At 63.7% G+C, this 18,874-nt stretch carries 17 protein-coding genes; all 17 read left to right on the top strand.

All coding sequences use genetic code 11. From position 1 onward, the window contains the following. Nucleotides 1–3: 3 nt before the first annotated feature. The 17 genes from AB4Z38_RS18950 to AB4Z38_RS18870 all read left to right on the top strand — a co-directional run bounded on the left by AB4Z38_RS18950 (nucleotide 4) and on the right by AB4Z38_RS18870 (nucleotide 18,823). The gene (locus tag AB4Z38_RS18950) at nucleotides 4–1,800 is read left to right on the top strand and encodes a peptidoglycan D,D-transpeptidase FtsI family protein (protein WP_441431140.1); all 1,797 of its coding nucleotides are present in this window, start codon (nucleotides 4–6) and stop codon (nucleotides 1,798–1,800) included. 178 nt (nucleotides 1,801–1,978) lie between these two features. After that, nucleotides 1,979–3,616 carry a UDP-N-acetylmuramoyl-L-alanyl-D-glutamate--2,6-diaminopimelate ligase gene (locus tag AB4Z38_RS18945; protein ID WP_441431139.1) on the top strand — a complete coding sequence of 546 codons (1,638 nt, stop codon included), beginning with the start codon at nucleotides 1,979–1,981 and terminating at the stop codon, nucleotides 3,614–3,616. 6 nt (nucleotides 3,617–3,622) lie between these two features. Further along, entirely contained in the window at nucleotides 3,623–5,113 is a 1,491-nt protein-coding gene (locus AB4Z38_RS18940) for a UDP-N-acetylmuramoyl-tripeptide--D-alanyl-D-alanine ligase (RefSeq protein ID WP_441431138.1), read from the top strand. After that, nucleotides 5,110–6,219, top strand: coding sequence for a phospho-N-acetylmuramoyl-pentapeptide-transferase (gene mraY, locus AB4Z38_RS18935; protein WP_234753829.1), 1,110 nt, complete (start codon nucleotides 5,110–5,112; stop codon nucleotides 6,217–6,219). The genes AB4Z38_RS18940 and mraY overlap by 4 nt, the downstream gene beginning before the upstream one ends. Further along, on the top strand, nucleotides 6,201–7,802 hold the full coding sequence (gene murD, locus AB4Z38_RS18930; protein WP_441431137.1) for a UDP-N-acetylmuramoyl-L-alanine--D-glutamate ligase: 1,602 nt from the start codon (nucleotides 6,201–6,203) through the stop codon (nucleotides 7,800–7,802). The genes mraY and murD overlap by 19 nt, the downstream gene beginning before the upstream one ends. Before the next feature lie 2 nt (nucleotides 7,803–7,804). Then, nucleotides 7,805–9,109 (top strand): putative lipid II flippase FtsW, encoded by a 1,305-nt coding sequence (gene ftsW / locus AB4Z38_RS18925; protein WP_441431136.1) that lies wholly within the window; start codon nucleotides 7,805–7,807, stop codon nucleotides 9,107–9,109. Nucleotides 9,110–9,115: 6 nt separating this feature from the next. Beyond that, on the top strand, nucleotides 9,116–10,222 hold the full coding sequence (murG, locus tag AB4Z38_RS18920; RefSeq protein ID WP_441431135.1) for an undecaprenyldiphospho-muramoylpentapeptide beta-N-acetylglucosaminyltransferase: 1,107 nt from the start codon (nucleotides 9,116–9,118) through the stop codon (nucleotides 10,220–10,222). After that, complete coding sequence (gene murC / locus AB4Z38_RS18915; protein ID WP_441431134.1) at nucleotides 10,219–11,592, top strand: UDP-N-acetylmuramate--L-alanine ligase; 1,374 nt, start codon at nucleotides 10,219–10,221, stop codon at nucleotides 11,590–11,592. The genes murG and murC overlap by 4 nt, the downstream gene beginning before the upstream one ends. Continuing rightward, nucleotides 11,585–12,424, top strand: a complete 840-nt coding sequence (locus tag AB4Z38_RS18910; protein ID WP_441431133.1) for a cell division protein FtsQ/DivIB — start codon at nucleotides 11,585–11,587, stop codon at nucleotides 12,422–12,424. Before murC ends, AB4Z38_RS18910 begins: the two co-directional genes overlap by 8 nt. Before the next feature lie 215 nt (nucleotides 12,425–12,639). Beyond that, nucleotides 12,640–13,872, top strand: a complete 1,233-nt coding sequence (gene ftsZ / locus AB4Z38_RS18905) for a cell division protein FtsZ (RefSeq protein ID WP_441431132.1) — start codon at nucleotides 12,640–12,642, stop codon at nucleotides 13,870–13,872. A gap of 38 nt (nucleotides 13,873–13,910) precedes the next feature. Then, a complete protein-coding gene (locus tag AB4Z38_RS18900) occupies nucleotides 13,911–14,606 on the top strand; it encodes a polyphenol oxidase family protein (protein WP_441431131.1) in 696 nt (231 codons plus the stop codon). Beyond that, nucleotides 14,599–15,348 carry a YggS family pyridoxal phosphate-dependent enzyme gene (locus tag AB4Z38_RS18895; protein ID WP_441431130.1) on the top strand — a complete coding sequence of 250 codons (750 nt, stop codon included), beginning with the start codon at nucleotides 14,599–14,601 and terminating at the stop codon, nucleotides 15,346–15,348. The genes AB4Z38_RS18900 and AB4Z38_RS18895 overlap by 8 nt, the downstream gene beginning before the upstream one ends. Nucleotides 15,349–15,436: 88 nt before the next feature. Further along, nucleotides 15,437–15,967, top strand: a complete 531-nt coding sequence (locus AB4Z38_RS18890) for a cell division protein SepF (RefSeq protein ID WP_441431129.1) — start codon at nucleotides 15,437–15,439, stop codon at nucleotides 15,965–15,967. Nucleotides 15,968–16,070: 103 nt separating this feature from the next. Then, a complete protein-coding gene (locus AB4Z38_RS18885; RefSeq protein WP_284983860.1) occupies nucleotides 16,071–16,358 on the top strand; it encodes a YggT family protein in 288 nt (95 codons plus the stop codon). A gap of 166 nt (nucleotides 16,359–16,524) precedes the next feature. Further along, nucleotides 16,525–17,208 (top strand): DivIVA domain-containing protein, encoded by a 684-nt coding sequence (locus AB4Z38_RS18880; RefSeq protein ID WP_441431128.1) that lies wholly within the window; start codon nucleotides 16,525–16,527, stop codon nucleotides 17,206–17,208. A gap of 93 nt (nucleotides 17,209–17,301) precedes the next feature. Further along, a complete protein-coding gene (lspA, locus tag AB4Z38_RS18875) occupies nucleotides 17,302–17,904 on the top strand; it encodes a signal peptidase II (protein ID WP_441431127.1) in 603 nt (200 codons plus the stop codon). Beyond that, complete coding sequence (locus AB4Z38_RS18870) at nucleotides 17,897–18,823, top strand: RluA family pseudouridine synthase (RefSeq protein ID WP_441431126.1); 927 nt, start codon at nucleotides 17,897–17,899, stop codon at nucleotides 18,821–18,823. Before lspA ends, AB4Z38_RS18870 begins: the two co-directional genes overlap by 8 nt. Nucleotides 18,824–18,874: the final 51 nt, after the last annotated feature.

Genomic DNA, 18,874 nt, shown 5'->3' with positions numbered 1-18,874 from the left:
GACGTGGTGCAGAAAACCGGCAAATCGAAGAACAAGAGAACGCCGGCGGCGAAGAAGCGCTTGCGCATCGGCCTCGCGATCATGTTGGCGCTGTTGCTGGTGGTCGGGGGCAAGTTGTTCCTGGTCCAAGGACTGGACGTCGGAGGTCTGGCCGAGGCTGCCTACAACAACCGGCTGACAACAACCATCCTGCCGGCCGAACGCGGGAAGATCCTTGACTCCAACGGCACCGTGCTCGCTAGTAGCGTGATCCGCTACAACATCGTGGTGGACCAAACGGTCAACACAAACACGTCTGAGTTTTCGCGCTACAACACCCAGACCCAGGCCATCGATACGATCTCCAGGACACAAGGGATAGCAGAACTTTCCAGCGCCCTGGGGATGGACGTCAACCAGGTTACCCAGGCAGTGACCGGCGACAAGAAATACAACGTCGTGGCCAAGGAAGTGAAGCCCGATCTCGAAGACCGGATTTCCCAACTGCACATTCCGGGTGTCGTGTCGGAGGGCATCAGCAAGCGTGTCTATCCCAACGGCAGCGTCGCCGGTGGCGTTATCGGCTTCCTCAAGGACGGCACCACGGGCCAGGCCGGCCTAGAGCAGACCCAGGACGATCTCCTCCGCGGCAAGGATGGCAAGCGCGTCTTCGAGATCGGCGCCGACGGTCTTCGCATTCCCGTGGCAACCGACCTGCTGACCCCTGCCGTGAACGGCCAAGACGTCAAGCTGACCCTGAACACGGACATCCAGTACTTTGCGCAGCAGGCCATCCAGACCCAGGTCAACCAGCTCAATGCAGAGTGGGGATCGGTCGTCGTGGAGGACATCAAGACCGGGAACATCATCGCGATGGCGGACACGAACGCCCCGGATCCGAACGACCCCGGCAAGGTAGCGGCCGCGGACCGCGGCGTGCGGTCCGTGACGGCTGCCTACGAGCCCGGTTCGGTGGAGAAGATGATCACCGCGTCCGCTGCGATCAATGAAGGAAAGTCCAGCCCGTTGGACACCGTTACCATCCCCCCCGCCGTGACCATCGACGGCCAGACGTTCACCGATGCGTTCACACACGGTACCGAACAGAGGACCCTCGCCGGCATCCTAGGTTATTCAATGAACACGGGTACCGTGATGATCGGCAGCCGCCTGAGCAAGGAACAGCGCTACGACTATCTCCGGCGCTTCGGCATTGGCGAAGCGCCGGACATCGGTCTTCCCGCCGAAGCCACCGGTATTCTGGCCAAGCCCGATCAATGGGACGACCGGCAGCAGTACACAGTGCTGTTCGGCCAAGGTGTTTCCCAGTCCACGCTGCAGACCGTCCGGGCCTACCAAAGCGTGGCCAACGACGGCGTGATGCTGCAACCGCGGCTGATTGACGGCTACGTCGGAGCCGATGGGGTCGAGAACAAAGTGCCTGCCAAGGATCCCCGTCAGGTCGTCACGAAGGAGACGGCCCAACAGGTCCGGGACATCCTGGAGAGCAACGTCACCATGGGCGAAGTGAAAGATGCTGGCATCGACGGATACCGGGTCGGCGCCAAGACGGGTACCTCCGAGGCGCCGCGTGAAGACGGGCTGCCCGGCTTCGACGGTTTCACGGCTTCCATCATTGGAATGGCGCCTATGGAAAATCCACGGTTCATCGTCGAGGTTGTTGTCCAGCGCCCGAAAGGGAACATCTACGGCATCACCCAAGGGCCGATTTTCCGCTCGGTCATGGGTCAGGTCCTGCGCACCTACAACGTCCCGCCGTCCACGGGCACTCCGGCGCGGTTCCCCCAATACGCCAAATGAGGCCCGCTACTGCAAATAGGGCCCAATACGCCAAATAGGGCCGGTACGGTAAGTAGTTCAGTTTCGCCAAGTAAGCTTGTTGGGCATCTGTCCGGCCACATTACGATCCACCCATGCCGATTGCGGGAGCCTCCGGGTTCCCGCGCGGACAGTTTTACGAGTACCAACGGAGACCACCTTGTCAGAGCAGAATGATGCCGTATCGATCCCTACAGGGAACCCGTCGGCTACGGACAAACCCGGCTTCCGTCCAGCCGTCGTGGCGCCTGTTCCCCTTGCGGCCATCGCATCGTGCCTCGGAATCGCGCTGCCCGAGGCCTCCGGCGATACGTCGGTGACTGGTGTGTCCCTCAACTCGCGCACTGTCGAGCCGGGAGACTTGTACCTGGCCCTGCCCGGATCCACCCGCCATGGGGCCGACTTCGTCACCCAAGCGGTGGCGGCCGGTGCGGTGGCCGTCTTAAGCGATGAAGATGGCGCACGTCAATTGGCACTTGAGGACCTCGCTGTTCCCGTGCTGATCGTCGGCAATCCCCGTGCCGCCGTCGGGACCCTCGCTGCCCTCATTTATCGAAGCCAGCCCCTCGACGCCGTTTCGCCCACGCTTTTCGGGGTGACCGGTACGAACGGCAAAACAACCACGACGTATTTCATCAACTCCCTCCTCCGTGCCCTGGGCATGAATCCTGGCCTGATCGGGACGATTGAAATTCTTGCGGGGGGCGAAGCCATCCCGAGCCTGCTGACCACGCCGGAGTCAACGGATGTGCACGCCTTGCTCGCCCTCATGCGTGAACGTGGGCTGGAGGCGGCTTCCATGGAGGTCTCCTCCCATGCCCTGTCGTTCCACAGGGTCGACTCCGTGACGTTCGACGTTGCCGGCTTCACTAACCTGACACAGGACCACCTCGATCTCCACGGAAGCATGGACGAGTACTTCCGGACCAAGGCGGAGCTCTTCACCAGCGCGCGGGCACGGCGGGCTGTTGTGACCGTGGACGACCCGTGGGGGCGCTTGCTGGCCGGTGAGGCGGGAATTCCCGTGTCCACGCTGTCGGCCACGCCGGGGAGTGACGCTGACTGGACGGTGGAGTCAGCCAAGCCACGCGGGCTTGGAACGGACTTCGAATTGCGCCACCGCGATGGAACCGCCCTGCGCGTCCATACCGGATTGCCGGGGGACTTCAACGTCGCCAACGCGGCGCTGGCCACCATTATGGTGCTCGACTCCGGCATCGACCCGTCGGCACTCCAGACGGCGCTGGACACGCACGATCCCTTCACCGTTTCCGTACCCGGCCGGATGCAGCTGATCTCGGATGCCCCTGCCTCCGTTGTCGATTTCGCGCACAATCCGGATGCGCTGGCGAGGGCCCTGAAAGCCGTACGCCCGCAATCCCCAGGATCCCGCGTGATTGTCGTTTTCGGCGCTACAGGACAGCGCGACCAGGGCAAGCGGCCGACCATGGGCGCCATAGCCGCCCGGCTCGCCGACGTCGTGATTGTCAGCGACGACGATCCCCATGACGAAGACGCTGCGGCGATCCGTTCGGAAGTCATCGCCGGCGCCCGTGCCGCCCGCGAGTCAGAGGACCTGGACTGCGAGATCGTGGAAGCGTACCCGCGGGACGTCGCCATCCGCCAAGCCGTGGAACTGGCCACTGAGGAAGACACCATTCTGATCGCCGGCCGCGGCCATGAGGTCTGGCAGGAAGTGAAGGGCGTCAACCTTGCCCTCGACGACAGGGTGGAACTGCGGGCGGCCTTGACAGCCAGGGGATTCAAAGTTTCCACGGACGAGCGGATAGAGTCCTAGACCGAGATGATTGCACTTACTGCGGCGGAGATCGCCGATATTACCAATGGCCGATTGGCAGCGGACCCGGGCATTGTCCCGGCGTCCGTCGTTACCGACTCCCGTGAGGCGGCCGCTGGATCGTTGTACGTGGCCAAGCCAGGAGAGAACGCTGACGGCCATGCCTATGTAGGCGCCGCTTTTGAGCGCGGAGCTGTCCTGGCGCTGACCGAGCGCGACGTTTCCGACGACGACGGCCGGCCGTACCCCGCCGTCGTCGTCGATGACGTCGTGATCGCCATGGGTGCCCTGGCTGCAGAGTCCGTACGCCGCATCCGCGCCGCACGTGCGGCACAGGGGGAGCCCTTCACTGTCATCGGCATCACGGGCTCGGCGGGCAAGACCACAACCAAGGACTTGCTCGCGGGCATTCTTTCCCGGGCCGGCGCCACAGTGGCGCCGCAGGGTTCGTACAACGGGGAAGTCGGCGTGCCGCTCACCGTCTTCGGAGCCGATGCGGGCACCCGTTACCTCGTGATCGAAATGGGCGCCACCGGCGTCGGCCACATCAAATACCTCGCCGAGATGGTCCAACCGGACATCGGCGTCGTTCTTTGCGTCGGCACCGCCCACGCCGGCGAGTTCGGTGGCGTGGAGAACATAGCCAAGGCCAAGGGCGAACTCGTCGAGGCGCTGGGGCAGGACGGAACCGCCGTCATCAACCTCGACGACGCGCGGGTCGCGGCGATGGTCTCCCGCACCCGGGCCACAGTGCTCGGAACCTCCGCTACCGGCGTTTCCGGCTCCGCAGTCGAAGCCAGGAACGCAGATATCGACGAAGACGGCCACCCGGAGTTCGAACTCGTCCTCCCCGACGGCGGGGTTCCACATCCCGTCCACAGCAAGCTCATCGGTGCGCACCACATCACCAACCTGCTTGCCGCCGCGGCCGCGGCCTTCGCGGCAGGCCTCCCCGCGGCCGGGATCGCCGACTCGTTGAGCGAGCAATCGGCGGCGAGCCGGTGGCGAATGGAACGCACTGAGCGCGCGGACGGCGTCACCGTCATCAACGACGCGTACAACGCGAATCCGGAATCCATGCGGGCAGCCTTGCGTACCCTCGCCGACCTCGGCCAGGGACGCCGCACCTGGGCGGTCCTGGGCGCGATGCTGGAACTTGGCGAAGATTCCATCCGCGAACACACCGCAGTGGGGACGCAAGTGGTTCGCTTGAACATTTCCAGGCTCGTAGTGGTTGGCCGCGAAGCCCGGGCGCTGTACATTTCCGCGATCCAGGAAGGCTCCTGGGGCGACGAGTGCATTTTCACCGAGACGGCCGACGAGGCCTACGAACTGCTGCAGGCGGAGCTCAGACCAGGCGACTTGGTGCTTTTCAAGTCCTCGAACGGGGTCGGCCTAAGGCATTTAGGGGATCGGATAGCATTACCTCCACAGGCCGGTACGAGTGCGAACACCGCGGCTGCAACTGCCGCCAATGAAGGGAACGAGCTGCTGTGATTGCACTGTTGATCGGCGCGGGCGTCGCCCTCCTGGTGGCTTTGGTCGGAACGCCGCTCTTCATCCGGTTCCTCGTCACCAAGGGATACGGCCAGTTCATCCGCGACGACGGACCCACCTCCCACCACACCAAGCGTGGTACTCCTACCATGGGCGGGACAGTCGTGGTGGCCGCTGTGCTCATCAGCTATGGCTTGACCCACCTGATCATGTGGATGATGAACCCGCGATCACCGGGCCCATCAGCTTCGGGCCTGCTCCTGTTGTTCCTCATGGTCGGCATGGGATTCGTTGGTTTCCTCGACGATTTCATCAAGATCTCCAAGCAACGCAGCCTCGGACTCAATGCCAAAGCCAAGCTGATCCTTCAGGCGTTCGTCGGCATTGTCTTCGCAGTGCTCGTCCTGAACTTCCCCGACGCGCAGGGGATCACTCCGGCCTCCACCCATATTTCCCTTGTGCGGGACATTCCCTGGCTGAACCTGGCCTTCGGGGGCACCGTCCTCGGAGCCATCCTGTTTGTCATCTGGTCGAACCTGATCGTCACTGCGGCAACCAACGGCGTCAACCTGACGGACGGACTGGACGGCCTTGCCGCCGGGGCCTCCATCATGGTCTTCGGGGCTTACACACTCATGGGAATCTGGCAGAACAACCAGGCTTGCGGTTCACCCCGCGAGGCGGGCAGCGGCTGCTACTCGGTCCGTGACCCGCTCGATCTGGCGCTCCTGGCTGCTATTTGCAGTGCCGCGCTGGTGGGCTTCCTCTGGTGGAACACGTCCCCGGCGAAGATCTTCATGGGAGACACCGGTTCCCTGGCCATCGGCGGCGCGGTGGCCGGCTTTGCGATCCTCTCCCGCACCGAACTTCTCTTGGGCATCATCGGCGGGCTCTTCGTCCTCATCACGCTGTCGGTCATCATCCAGGTGGGCTACTTCAAGGTCACCAAGGGGAAACGGGTCTTCAAGATGGCCCCCCTTCAGCATCATTTCGAACTCAAGGGCTGGGCAGAGATCACGGTGGTTGTCCGATTCTGGATTCTTTGTGGCCTCTTCGTGGCCGCGGGCCTTGGGATTTTCTATGCTGAATGGGTGGTGCTGCTGTGAGCTCAAGTCCTCAAACCAAGCCTTCTGCCAACGACCGGCTCGAGAACCTCGTCAGTTGGGATTCCGACTGGAAGGGCCTGCGCGTCATCGTGACGGGCATCGGCGTCTCCGGTTTCGCGGCTGCCGACACCTTGATCGAACTTGGCGCGCGGGTGGTGGTTGTTGACGCTGCCACGAGTGCCAAAGCCCTTGCCCAGGCGGACACCTTGAAGATCGTCGGCGCAGCCGACGTCCTCCTCGGCCAGGACGCCGTCAAAACGCTGCCCCGCGTGGACGGCGAAAAAGCCGAACTCGTCGTGACTTCGCCGGGCTGGCGGCCGGACCAGTCCCTCCTGGCAGCTGCCAAACGGGCCCACGTGCCGGTGTGGGGCGACGTCGAACTCGCCTGGCGGGTGCGCGAACGCAAGGGCCGCAAGACGGCGGACTGGCTCACGATCACAGGTACCAACGGCAAAACCACCACGGTGGGCATGACTGAAGCCATGCTGCAGGCGGCGGGGCTCAAGGCAATCGCCGTGGGGAATGTAGGTACTCCCATCCTGGACGCACTCCGTGACCCAGTGGAGTACGACGCCTTCGCGGTTGAGCTTTCCAGCTTCCAATTGCATTGGATCGAGTCGCTCTCCCCGGTCGCAAGCGTCTGCCTCAATGTAGCCGAGGACCACGTCGACTGGCACGGCTCCTACGAGTCCTACCTCGCGGACAAGGCAAAAATCTTCGAGAATACCCAGAAGGCGTGTATCTACAACGCCGAGCAGATCGAGACCGAACGCATGGTGGAAAACGCCGACGTGGTCGAGGGTTGCCGGGCGATCGGCTTCACCACCTTGACTCCGGCCGTCAGCATGCTCGGTGTCGTCGAGGGGTTGCTCGTGGACCGTGCGTTCATTGAAGGGCGCAAGAGTTCAGCAGAGGAACTCGCGTCCCTGGCGGATCTGGGCCAGGCTGCGCCTCGACACATGGTCGCCAACGCGCTGGCCGCTGCCGCACTGGTGCGCGCTTACGGCGTCGAACCGGCTGCAGTGCGTGAGGGGCTCAGGAACTATCTCCCGGGAGACCACCGCATTCAGCCTGTGGCCAAGCAGAACGGCGTGCTCTGGGTCAACGACTCCAAGGCGACCAATCCGCACGCGGCTTCCGCAGCCCTGTCGGCGTTCGATAAGGTCGTCTGGATCGCCGGCGGTTTGTCCAAAGGCGTCAACTATGACGACTTGGTCAAGAGCAACGCGCACAGGCTCAAGGCTGTGGTGCTGATCGGCTCCGACACCGCGGACCTGGAAGCCTCCCTCAAGCGACACGCAGCGGATGTGCCCGTAATCGGGCAGCCCAAGAGCGACACTGAAAAGGTGCAGTCCGCCGATTCAGCTGGTACCGCCGCGGAACCGTCTCCGATCTTCGGCGACACCGTCATGGCCCATGCTGTCGAGTCGGCAGCAAGTATCGCCGAGCCTGGCGATACCGTGCTGATGGCCCCGGCGGCTGCCTCCATGGACCAGTTCTCTTCCTACGCTCACCGTGGCGATGCTTTCATCCGGGCAGTGCGCGAGCTTGTGGAAGGCCAGGCACAGACCACCGAGGAGTAACAATGGTCAGCACGCCCACGCGCAGCGGGCCCGGGCGGACCCGGGCCGGCAAGCCAGACCCCGCTGGACGCGCGGCAGGCGTTGCCCGAGCCTCGCTGCCGTCCCGCATTCGCTCGGGGATTTCCGGGTTTTGGTCAACTCTCGAGGGAAGCGGTAAATCGAGCGGCGGGTCAACCTACTACTTGATTCTTGGCGCTTCGCTGGCGCTCACGGCTATCGGGATCATCATGGTCCTGTCGGCGTCCAGCGTCGAGGCGATTGCGGCCGGCGAATCCCCGTACTCCATCGCCACCAAGCAAGGCATGTTCGCAGGCATCGGCATCGTTGCGATGCTGGTGCTTTCACGGGTCAACGTCGTTTGGCTGAAGAGATTCGCGTGGCCCTCGATCATTCTTGCCGGCGCCTTGCTGGTGCTGGTCCTGGTTATCGGCAAGCGTGTGCTGGGCAACCAGAACTGGATCGAGATCGGTGGCTTCACCTTCCAGCCATCGGAGTACGCCAAGTTCGCCCTGGTGCTCTGGATGGCCACGGTTCTTTCCGTCAAGGCAAAACTTCTCGACAAATGGACGCACGCGCTGATCCCTATCGTCCCGGTCTCCGGCGCCATCATTACCCTCATTGTCCTGGGGCATGACCTAGGCACCTCGTTGGTGGTCATGCTCATCATGGCTGCGGGCTTGTTTTTCGGCGGCGTCAACTTGAAGCTCTTCGCTGCGGCCGGTGGTGTTGCCGCCGCTGCCGCACTGATTCTGGCGTTGACGAGCGGAAACCGGATGTGCCGGATCACCTCGTGGATGGGACAGAGCTGCGCAGGGGCAAGCGACATCGGCTTCCAGAGCGAACAGGGGCTCAGCGCCCTTGCCTCGGGAGGTTGGCTTGGCGTCGGACTTGGCCAGAGCCGGCAAAAATACCAGTGGATTCCCGAAGCCCACAACGACTTCATCTTCGCTGTCATCGGGGAGGAACTCGGGCTTGTGGGGACCATCGTGGTCCTGGTCCTTTTTGCGCTGCTCGCCGTTGCCATCTACCGGGTCGTCAGCCACCAGGAAGACTTGTTCGCCCGGGTGCTCGGCGGATCGATCATGGCGTGGATGCTTGGACAGGCCGCGATCAACATGGCCATGGTGGCCGGCCTGCTTCCCGTGATCGGCGTTCCGCTGCCTTTCATTTCCTACGGCGGTTCAGCGTTGGTGATGTCGCTGTGCGGCGTGGGCGTAGTGTTGTCTTTGGCCCGCGCCCAAATGGCTCCTGCCAGCCGTTCCAAGCCGCGCTGGCGACTTGCGAAAACTGCACGAAAGCGTACATAGCACTCCATGAATTCCCAGCCCAAACCCCTCTCCGTGGTTCTCGCCGGCGGCGGGACCGCCGGACACATCAGCCCGTTGCTCGCCATTGCCGATGCCATCAAGTCACTGCGGCCGGATGCCAGGATCCTTGCCGTCGGCACACCCAACGGCATGGAAACGCGTCTGGTTCCGGCTGCAGGCTACGAGTTGGCCACCATCGACCGGGTTCCCTTTCCCCGGAAGCCTTCCGCGGATCTGCTCAAACTGCCCGGCCGGCTCGCTGCGGCCGTCAAACAAGCCGGGCGCATTCTGGACGACGCGCAGGCAGACGTCCTCCTCGGCGTCGGCGGCTATGTCTGCACTCCCATGTACATCGCGGCGTGGCGTCGCAGGATCCCCATCGTCATCCACGAGGCCAACACGCGCGCCGGGCTTGCCAACCGGGTAGGAGCGATGTTCACCAAGCATGTGGGGGTGGCCTTCCCCGAGACCCGGCTGAGGCACGCCCGCCATGTGGGGATGCCCATGCGCAAGGCCATTGCCGGTTTGGACCGGGCGGCTTGGCGGGCGGATGCCAGGCAGTCGCTCGGCCTGGACGCTGGACAACCCGCACTCATCGTGACGGGCGGTTCTTCCGGCGCCCTGAGCATCAACCGCACCATTGCCGGTGCTGTCGCCGCTTTGGCGGAAGCCGGTATCCAGACGCTGCACATCACTGGTCGCGGCAAGGCAGTGACGAACGACGACGGCGCCCCCCTGGCTGCCGACGGCTACCACCAGGTGGAATACGTGGACGGCATGGAGAAGGTCTATGCGGCGGCAGACGTTCTCCTTGCCCGATCCGGCGCGGCAACCGTCAGCGAGGTGGCCGCCGTCGGGCTCCCTGCGGTATTCGTTCCGCTGCCCATCGGAAACGGCGAGCAGGCAATGAACGCGTCCGCCCTGGTCAAGGCCGGGGCGGCGCTTTTGGTCGACGACCGTGCCTTGACCGCGGAATGGCTCAAAGCCGAGTTGATTCCTTTGCTCACGGATCAGGCCCGCCTCGATGATATGGCCAGCAAGGCAAAGGAACTTGGCATCAGAAATGCTGATCAGCGGATGGCTGATCTCGTCTTGGAAGCGGTAAGCGAATGACCCAGCCCCTCGCAGACATCGATTCCCTCGGCCGGGTCCACTTCATCGGCATCGGCGGCGTGGGCATGTCCGCCGTCGCACGCATCATGGTGGCCAGGGGCGTTCCGGTGAGCGGTTCGGACGCCAAGGACCTGCCCGTCATGCAGGACCTCCAGTCCGCCGGGGCGCGGATAGCCGTTGGCTACGCCGCGGAAAACCTTCGTGACGCGCAGACCGTCGTCGCGGGTTCGGCCATCAGGGCCGACAATCCGGAGCTGGAGGCGGCCCGGGCGGCCGGCCTTCCGGTGCTCCACCGCTCGGAGGCCCTCGCAGCAACCATGGGCACAGACCGTGTGGTGACCGTGGCCGGCACGCATGGCAAGTCCACCACCACTTCAATGGTTGCTGTGTTGCTCAAGGAAGCGGGACTGGACCCGTCGTTCGCCATCGGCGCCAACGTACCCGCTCTCGGTGTCAACGCGGCGCACGGCACCTCGGACATCTTCGTTGCCGAAGCCGATGAATCAGACGGTTCCTTCCTGAACTACCGGCCGCTCATTGCCGTCGTCACGAACGTCGAGGCGGACCACCTGGACTACTACGGCACGCCGGAGGCTGTCTACGCCTCCTTCGACAGCTTCGCGGCACTGCTGCCCGCCAATGGCGTTCTTTTTGCCTGCGCCGACGACGGCGGCGCCCGGGCCCTCGCGGAACGGACCCGCGCCGCGGGCAATACCCGGGTGCTGGGCTACGGGACGGCTGAGGACGCCGATATCCGCCTGCACGATGGGGGGCCCGGCGACGTCCGGGTGTCCATCGACGGACGGGGATACCAGCTTGAGCTCCAAGTACCCGGGCGGCACAACGCCTTGAACGCGGCGGCTGCGTTCGGCGTCGCAGTCGAGCTCGGCGTGGCGCCCCAGGCCGCCGCAGCTGCCCTCGGCCATTTCACCGGCGCATCGCGGCGATTCGAGTTCAAGGGGCAGGGGAGGGGCGTGCGTGTCTACGACGACTACGCCCACCACCCCACGGAGGTCCGGGCCGCCTTGTCCGCTGCCCGTTCCGTGGCAGGCGGCAACAAGGTGCATGTGCTCTTCCAGCCGCACCTGTTTTCGCGCACCCGCGAATTCGCGGAGCAGTTTGCGGAGGCGCTTGGCGAGGCGGATACGTCCCTCGTCCTGGACATCTACCCTGCCCGCGAGGATCCCATCCCCGGGGTCACGAGTGCCTTGATCACGGGGCGCCTCAAGAACGGCAGGCTCGTGGCCGGCGGCCAGGAAGCGCTGGACGCGGTTCTCTCCGCGGCCAGCGAGGGCGACATCGTGCTGACGGTCGGAGCCGGCGACGTGACGGCCTACGGACCCAGGATCGTGGAGCTGTTGGGTGGCTGATACCCGGAAGCCCACTTTCAAGCCGCGGGGCGGCGCCCGGCCGGGAGTCGTCAGTGCTGAACGCAGCCTCGACTATCCCGTCAGTGGTCCTTCAGGGGCCGCCAGCGGCAAGGACAGCAATGTGCTGGCCTTTCCGGAGCCCAAGGGACGCAAGCGGCGGCGGACGGTGCTCACGGCATTGGCCATCGTCGTCGCCCTGGTCGCCGGAATTATCGTTGCGGCGATCTACTCGCCGGTGTTCGCTGTGCGCACGGTGACGGTTGACGGCACCAAGCTGCTCCAAGCGGGGAGCGTCCAGAAGGCCCTCGAACCGGTGAAGGGAAAACCCCTTCCGCAAATCAACGACGCCGAGATCGCCGCGCTGCTCAAGCCTCTCGTCCAGGTGCGTTCCGTCAGTACCGAAGCCCGCCCGCCGTCGGAACTTTTGGTCCACGTCGTGGAGCGGGTGCCCGTAGCGCTGGTCAAGAGCGGTGACAACTATTCACTGGTCGACGTCGACGGCGTCCAGCTTGGATCAACCGCCGATCCCGCATCGGTTGCCTTGCCCCTCATCGATGGGCTAGGAGCCAACCAGAATCTCTTCAGGGCGATCACGGCCGTTCTTGCGACGCTGCCGGCGGATGTCCTGGCGAAGATGGCCAGCGCGTCGGCCTCGTCGCCTGACGCCGTCGAGCTCAAGCTCACGGACGGCAAGATCGTTGTGTGGGGGAATGCGGACGAGAAGGAGCTGAAGGCACGGGTCCTCGAGGCGTTGCTTAAGGCTCCCGCCAATCCAAAAGTTCCGGTGAATGTCTACGATGTCAGCGCACCGAGGCACCCATTTACCAAATAGGCCATTACACGAAGTAACTCCGCCGACGTATGGGGCTATTTTTCGGACTTTCACACGACACGCGGAGGCGGTCATTGAATGTCGGATTCATAGCCCATACCGTCACTTAAGAGTTACTTGACATAACTATAACCTTCAACTAGAGGGTTAAGGTCCAAGGATTCAAGTTGGACTCGATCTGTTTCGCTATAGGACACAAGCAAGGGGCACGAAACGTGGCAGCACCGCAGAATTACTTGGCCGTCATCAAGGTCGTCGGCATCGGCGGCGGTGGCGTGAATGCAGTTAACCGAATGATCGAAGTCGGCCTTCGCGGCGTCGAGTTCATCGCCATCAACACCGATGCCCAGGCTCTCCTCATGAGCGACGCAGACGTCAAGCTTGACGTCGGACGCGAGCTCACTCGCGGCCTCGGAGCCGGCGCCAACCCCGACGTCGGACGCCAGGCCGCCGAGGACCACGCCGATGAGATCGAAGAGGTTATCCGCGGAGCCGACATGGTCTTCGTCACCGCTGGCGAAGGCGGCGGCACCGGAACCGGCGGCGCCCCCGTCGTGGCCCGGATCGCTCGCTCGCTCGGCGCCCTGACCATCGGTGTCGTCACGCGGCCCTTCACCTTCGAAGGCCGCCGGCGCGCCGGTTCGGCCGAAGCCGGAATCGACGCCCTGCGCGACGAAGTAGATACCCTCATCGTCATCCCCAACGACCGCCTCCTCTCCATCAGCGACCGTAACGTCTCCGTCCTGGACGCTTTCCGTTCCGCTGACCAAGTTCTCCTCTCCGGTGTCCAGGGCATCACGGACCTCATTACGACCCCCGGCCTGATCAACCTGGACTTCGCCGACGTCAAGTCGGTCATGCAGGGTGCGGGCTCCGCGCTGATGGGTATCGGCTCGGCGCGCGGCGAGGACCGCGCCGTCAAGGCCGCAGAGCTCGCCATCGCTTCACCGCTTCTGGAAGCGTCGATCGATGGTGCCCACGGCGTCCTGCTCTCCATCCAGGGCGGCTCGGACCTTGGTCTGTTCGAAATCAACGAAGCTGCAAGGCTCGTGCAGGAAGTGGCCCACCCCGAAGCCAACATCATCTTCGGTGCCGTCATTGACGACGCCCTGGGTGACGAAGCACGCGTTACAGTCATCGCCGCTGGATTTGACGACGTCAAGGCCACGTCACCGTCGATGAACCAGTCGGTTTCCCAGCAGCCAGGCCAGCACCAGGCTCCCGCGGCCCCGGACCGTCCCGTCGCGCCTTCAGGTGCCCCGGCCTACTCCGCGCCGCAGCACGTTTCCGCTGGCGTCGGCGCTTCCGGCTTGAGCAACTGGGGCCAGCAGCGCCCATCGGCACTGCCGGCCGACTCCGGCTTCGACGTCGACCTTCCCGCCGTCGTCGAACCGGACCTTTCGGGAAGCCGCACCGACGACCTCGATGTTCCGGACTTCCTGAAGTAGCCGTTCCGTCCAGACCCACCCAGGAGAGTTAGCCAGTAGTGTTTTGGTGGCAAAAAGAAGTGCGACCCGGAATTTCGGTCGCCTTCTCCGATGACTGTGCGGGCAACCTTGCACTGCACGTGGCGGACAATCCTGACGATGTCATGGCGCGCCGGGCCCGGCTGGAAGCAGCAGCGGGGCTCGGCGGACGGCATTTCCAATACATGAACCAGGTCCACGGAAAAGCCGTTGAATTCATCGCCACGCACGGCGACGGGCCAACAGCTGACGCCATGGTGTCGAGGGGACAGCCTCTCGCCGTCATGGTGGCCGATTGCGTCCCGATCGTGCTGTTGGGCGAAGTGCCGCAGGAAATCGATCCGGTCCTTGCGGTGGTCCACGCAGGCCGGCCCGGAGTTGCTGCCGACATCGTTTCGGCCACTGTGGCGAACGTGCGAAACCGCGGTGCGGCGACCATCAGCGCCTGGGTGGGCCCTTCCATCTGCGGAGAATGCTACGAAGTTCCCGAACAGTTGCGGACGGACGTAGCTGCCGCGGTCCCGGAAACCTGGTCCACAACCTCGTGGGGTACGCCCGCGCTGGATCTGCCCGCCGGAGTGCGCGCCCAGCTGAAAGCACTCGACGTCACGGTCGAATACTCGGGGGAGTGCACGCGGGAGACCGCCCGGCTCTACTCCTACAGGCGCAATCAGAACACAGGCCGCTTTGCTGGTTTGGTGTGGACGCATGAGTGAGAATTTTCCAACAGCGGAAAGCGCTGCAGGCGATCCACGGACCGCCGAGCTGAGCGAACGGCTCGCCGCGGTCCGCCAGCGGATTTCGGCGGCGACGGTGGCGGCGGGGCGAAGCGAAGAGCCGCAACTGATAGTCGTCAGCAAGTTCCATCCCGCAGCGGATGTCGCCCGGTTGGAGGCACTTGGCGTGACGGACGTCGGTGAAAACCGCGACCAGGAAGCGGCCGCGAAGTCTGCTGAGCTCGCCGGACTCCCGGTGCGTTGGCACTTCATCGGTCAACTGCAAAGCAACAAGGCCAAGTCCGTGGCGAAGTACGCGTTTTCCGTGCAATCGATCGACCGTCCGCAACTCGCCGAGGCCCTTGCCAAGGCTGTTGCGCGGCAACAGTCCGAGTCCGGCAGACAGGACCTTGACTGCTACATCCAGGTCAGTCTTGAGGACGACGCCGGCGCCCACCGCGGCGGTGCCGCTCCGTCCGACGTCGACCGCCTCGCCGAATCCATCGCTTCCGCCACCGGACTGCGCCTGGCTGGTGTGATGGCTGTCGCGCCGCTCGGCGCGCCCCCGGAGGAGGCATTCGAGAGGCTCGCCGCCATTTCACAGGATCTGCGACGACTGCATCCGGATGCCGCGGGGATATCCGCGGGGATGAGCCAGGACCTCGAAGCCGCCGTTCAATTTGGTGCGACACACCTGCGAATTGGCTCGGATATTCTCGGTTCGCGTCCGCGGGTGGGGTAGCGTCAAAGTATTGGAAGCGACGGGCCGGGATTTCAGCGATGTCAAGTCATGGGCGGCCCGCCTACTGCAGACACGATAGGAGTCCAGCATGGCTGGCGCACTGCGCAAGACAATGGTTTATCTTGGGCTCGCCGATGGCGATGAACACTACGAGTCTGAGCAGCACGTGCAGCACACGGACGAGGACCGGTCTGTCGACCACAATCGTGAAGAGCGCCGCGCCCCCGCACCTGTACGTGAAGTAGTTCGTGAAGTCCCCACTGTCGCCGAAGAGGAATACCGCGCACCCGTGACACCTATCAAGCGTGCGGCATCCAGCCGCGAAGACGCCTCCGGACTGAGGCAGATCACCACCGTCCATCCCCGCTCCTACAATGACGCCAAGGTCATCGGCGAAAGTTTCCGGGACGGTATCCCCGTAATCATGAACGTCACCGACATGGGTGAGGGAGATGCCAAGCGGCTCGTCGACTTTTCCGCCGGGTTGGTCTTTGGACTCCATGGCAGCATTGAGCGCGTCACCAGCAAGGTTTTCCTGTTGTCGCCGTCGTACGTCGAAGTTCTTGGCGACGACAAGAAGGTCAGCGAAGCCCAGGCAACGTTCTTCAACCAGAGCTAGCACAGTCATCACGGATGCCAGGCAGAGCGATCTGCCTGGCATCTGTGTTGCAATAGAGGGACTGACCGAGAAAAGTGGCGAACTAGGAGATCTGAGCTAACCCGTGGGCATAGTTTTCGGCCTTTTGTACATTGCATTGCTGCTGTTCCTGGTCACCCTCATCATCAGGCTCGTCTTTGATCTGGTGCAGATGTTTGCGCGCCAGTGGCGCCCCCGTGGCGCTGCCCTGGTGGCCGCGCACGTGGTCTATTCTGTGACTGATCCGCCCTTGAAAAGGATCCGCCGGCTGATTCCACCACTGCAGCTTGGCGGGGTGTCCCTTGACCTGGCATTTCTGATCGTGTTTATTGTCGTCAGCATCGCGATGGGATTCGTCTACACGCTGGCGTAGCTTTTCCGCAGGCCATTTGCCGTCGATCTGTTTTCTTCGGCCAGTGGACTGCAATCCTCCGACCCAACACGATGGTGTTGAATTGGGGGAATCAGATGATATTTAGGTACCGTAGTTTTGAACGGCCGGAAGGCCTACTGACTAACTAGACCAACGAGGTGACCAGATGGCTTTGACGCCAGAAGACGTTGTCAACAAGCGCTTTCAGCCGACCAAGTTCCGCGAAGGCTACGACCAGGACGAGGTCGACGACTTTCTCGACGAAATCGTCGTCGAGCTGAGGCGCTTGAACCAAGAGAACGACGAGCTCCGCAAGAAGCTTGCCGAAGGCGGAAACCCGGTCCCTGCCAGCGCAGCATCGGCACCCGTGGTCGAGAAGGTGCCCGCTCCGGTGAAGGTCGACAAGGACGCGCAGGCCAAGGCAGAAGCCGAAGCGAAGGCTGCCGAAGCCGAGAAGAAGAAGGAGCCGGCCGTTGCCGCCGCTCCGGCCCCGGCCGCACCTTCGGCCGGCTCTCCTTCCGCCGAGTCCGCAGCCGGCCTGCTCGCCATGGCTCAGCAGATGCACGACAAGCACGTGGCCGATGGTGAGCAGCAGAAGGAAAAGATTATTGCCGAGGCACAGATCGAAGCCTCCAGCCTCGTCAACGACGCGCAGGACAAGTCCCGCAAGATCCTCGGTGCCCTTGAGCAGCAGCGCAGCGTTCTCGAACGCAAGGTGGAGCAGCTCCGCGGCTTCGAGCGCGACTACCGCTCCCGCCTGAAGGCCTACATCGAAGGCCAGCTGCGTGACCTGGATGCCCGCGGCTCAGTTGCGGCTCCTGAGGTCGGCGAAGCCGCCGCAGAGGTCTAGCAAGTATTCTGAAAGCCGGTGGCTGGGGATTCCTCGGCCACCGGCTTTCGCCTGTTAAGGCGCCAGAAGCCACGGTTACCGAATGAAAGTACTATGAGCGACGAACAAACTGACGGCACCACGGAGCCGGTCCGCATCAAAGCCCACACGTGGCGTCCTGCACTGCTTTGGGTCTTTGCAGGCTTCGCCGTGTTCGCGTACGCCTTCGACCAACTGACCAAACTCTGGGTCACCAGCACTATGGTCGAAGGCGAGCGGATCCCTGTCCTTCCTCCGCTCCTGCATTGGTACTACATCCGAAACTCGGGCGCTGCGTTCTCCATCGGTGAAAACGTCACATGGGTCTTCACGATCGTCATGGCGGCCGTTTCAGTGGTGATCCTGTTCCAAGTGCGTCGATTGGGGTCAGTCTGGTGGTCGCTGGCACTCGGCCTGCTGCTGGGCGGCGCACTCGGAAACCTCACGGACCGCCTTTTCCGCGAGCCTTCCTTTGCCATGGGCCACGTGGTGGACTTCATCCAGTTGCCCAACTTCGCTATTTTCAATATCGCCGACTCGGCGGTGGTTTCGAGCGTCGTGATCATCTGCCTGCTGACCTTGCGGGGGGTCGGCCTCGACGGCACCCGCCACCACTCCGCCGGTTCCACACCGGCCAAGGCCGGCACGCCGGAGGATGAGGATCCGGGCGATGTCTGAGCAATTCGTGGTGCCCGAAGAGCTGGGCGGGGCCAGGGCCGACGCGGGCTTGGCGAAGCTGATGGACATCTCCCGCTCGGCCGCCGCCTTGCTGATCGCCGAGGGCAACGTCACCATCTCCGCGAACCCAGTGGGTAAATCGGCGAAACTCGTTGCCGGGTCCGTGCTGGAAGTCACCGTTCCCGAACGCAGGGATCCCTTGGAAGTCGTGGAGGAAGTCGTGGAAGGCTTGAATATCCTGTTGGATGATGACGACTTTGTCGTCATCGACAAGCCTGTCGGCGTCGCGGCGCACCCGTCACCGGGTTGGGTCGGCCCTACCGTGGTGGGCGGCCTTGCCGGTGCTGGATACCGGATCTCAACGTCCGGCGCGCCTGAACGTGCCGGCATCGTCCATCGTCTCGACGTCGGAACCTCCGGCGTCATGGTCGTGGCCAAGAGCGAACAGGCTTATACGGTGCTCAAGCGGGCCTTCAAGGAACGCACGGTAGACAAGGTGTACCACGCAGTGGTCCAGGGCCTGCCGGATCCATTGGAGGGCACCATAGACGCGCCCATCGGGCGCCACCCGGGGCATGATTGGCGTTTCGCGGTGATCGAGGATGGCCGTCCCTCTGTGACGCATTACGAAGTCCTCGAGGCCTATGGCAAGGCGACCCTCGTGGAAATTCACCTTGAGACAGGCAGGACACACCAGATCCGGGTTCATTTCTCGGCCCTCAGGCACCCCTGCGCGGGCGATCTCACGTATGGGGCCGACCCGCGTTTGGCTGCCAACCTGGGACTGACCCGGCAGTGGCTGCACGCGCGGCGGCTTGGCTTCAACCACCCCCGGACCGGCGAATGGGTGGAAGTCACCAGCCAGTACCCGGCGGACCTGCAGTACGCGCTGGAACTTCTTGAAAGCGGAAACGCGTAGCGGGATTCACCCTTCCAGCGCGCCACTCCAACTGCGCGAGCCCTGCCGGTA

Origin of the sequence: Arthrobacter sp. 2RAF6 (genome assembly GCF_052115205.1) — a bacterium.
GTDB lineage: Bacteria > Actinomycetota > Actinomycetes > Actinomycetales > Micrococcaceae > Arthrobacter.
Note: the sequence above shows the minus strand (reverse complement) of the source record. Positions and strands in the feature narration are given on the sequence as shown.

Bases quoted from the DNA above. Each gene is read 5' to 3' on its own strand.
- AB4Z38_RS18870 (WP_441431126.1), top strand. From the start codon at position 17,897: ATGTCTGAGCAATTCGTGGTGCCCGAAGAGCTGGGCGGGGCCAGGGCC.
- lspA (WP_441431127.1), top strand. From the start codon at position 17,302: ATGAGCGACGAACAAACTGACGGCACCACGGAGCCGGTCCGCATCAAA.
- murC (WP_441431134.1), top strand. From the start codon at position 10,219: ATGACCCAGCCCCTCGCAGACATCGATTCCCTCGGCCGGGTCCACTTC.
- AB4Z38_RS18890 (WP_441431129.1), top strand. From the start codon at position 15,437: ATGGCTGGCGCACTGCGCAAGACAATGGTTTATCTTGGGCTCGCCGAT.
- AB4Z38_RS18880 (WP_441431128.1), top strand. From the start codon at position 16,525: ATGGCTTTGACGCCAGAAGACGTTGTCAACAAGCGCTTTCAGCCGACC.
- murG (WP_441431135.1), top strand. From the start codon at position 9,116: ATGAATTCCCAGCCCAAACCCCTCTCCGTGGTTCTCGCCGGCGGCGGG.
- AB4Z38_RS18895 (WP_441431130.1), top strand. From the start codon at position 14,599: ATGAGTGAGAATTTTCCAACAGCGGAAAGCGCTGCAGGCGATCCACGG.
- murD (WP_441431137.1), top strand. From the start codon at position 6,201: ATGGGTGGTGCTGCTGTGAGCTCAAGTCCTCAAACCAAGCCTTCTGCC.
- ftsW (WP_441431136.1), top strand. From the start codon at position 7,805: ATGGTCAGCACGCCCACGCGCAGCGGGCCCGGGCGGACCCGGGCCGGC.
- AB4Z38_RS18940 (WP_441431138.1), top strand. From the start codon at position 3,623: ATGATTGCACTTACTGCGGCGGAGATCGCCGATATTACCAATGGCCGA.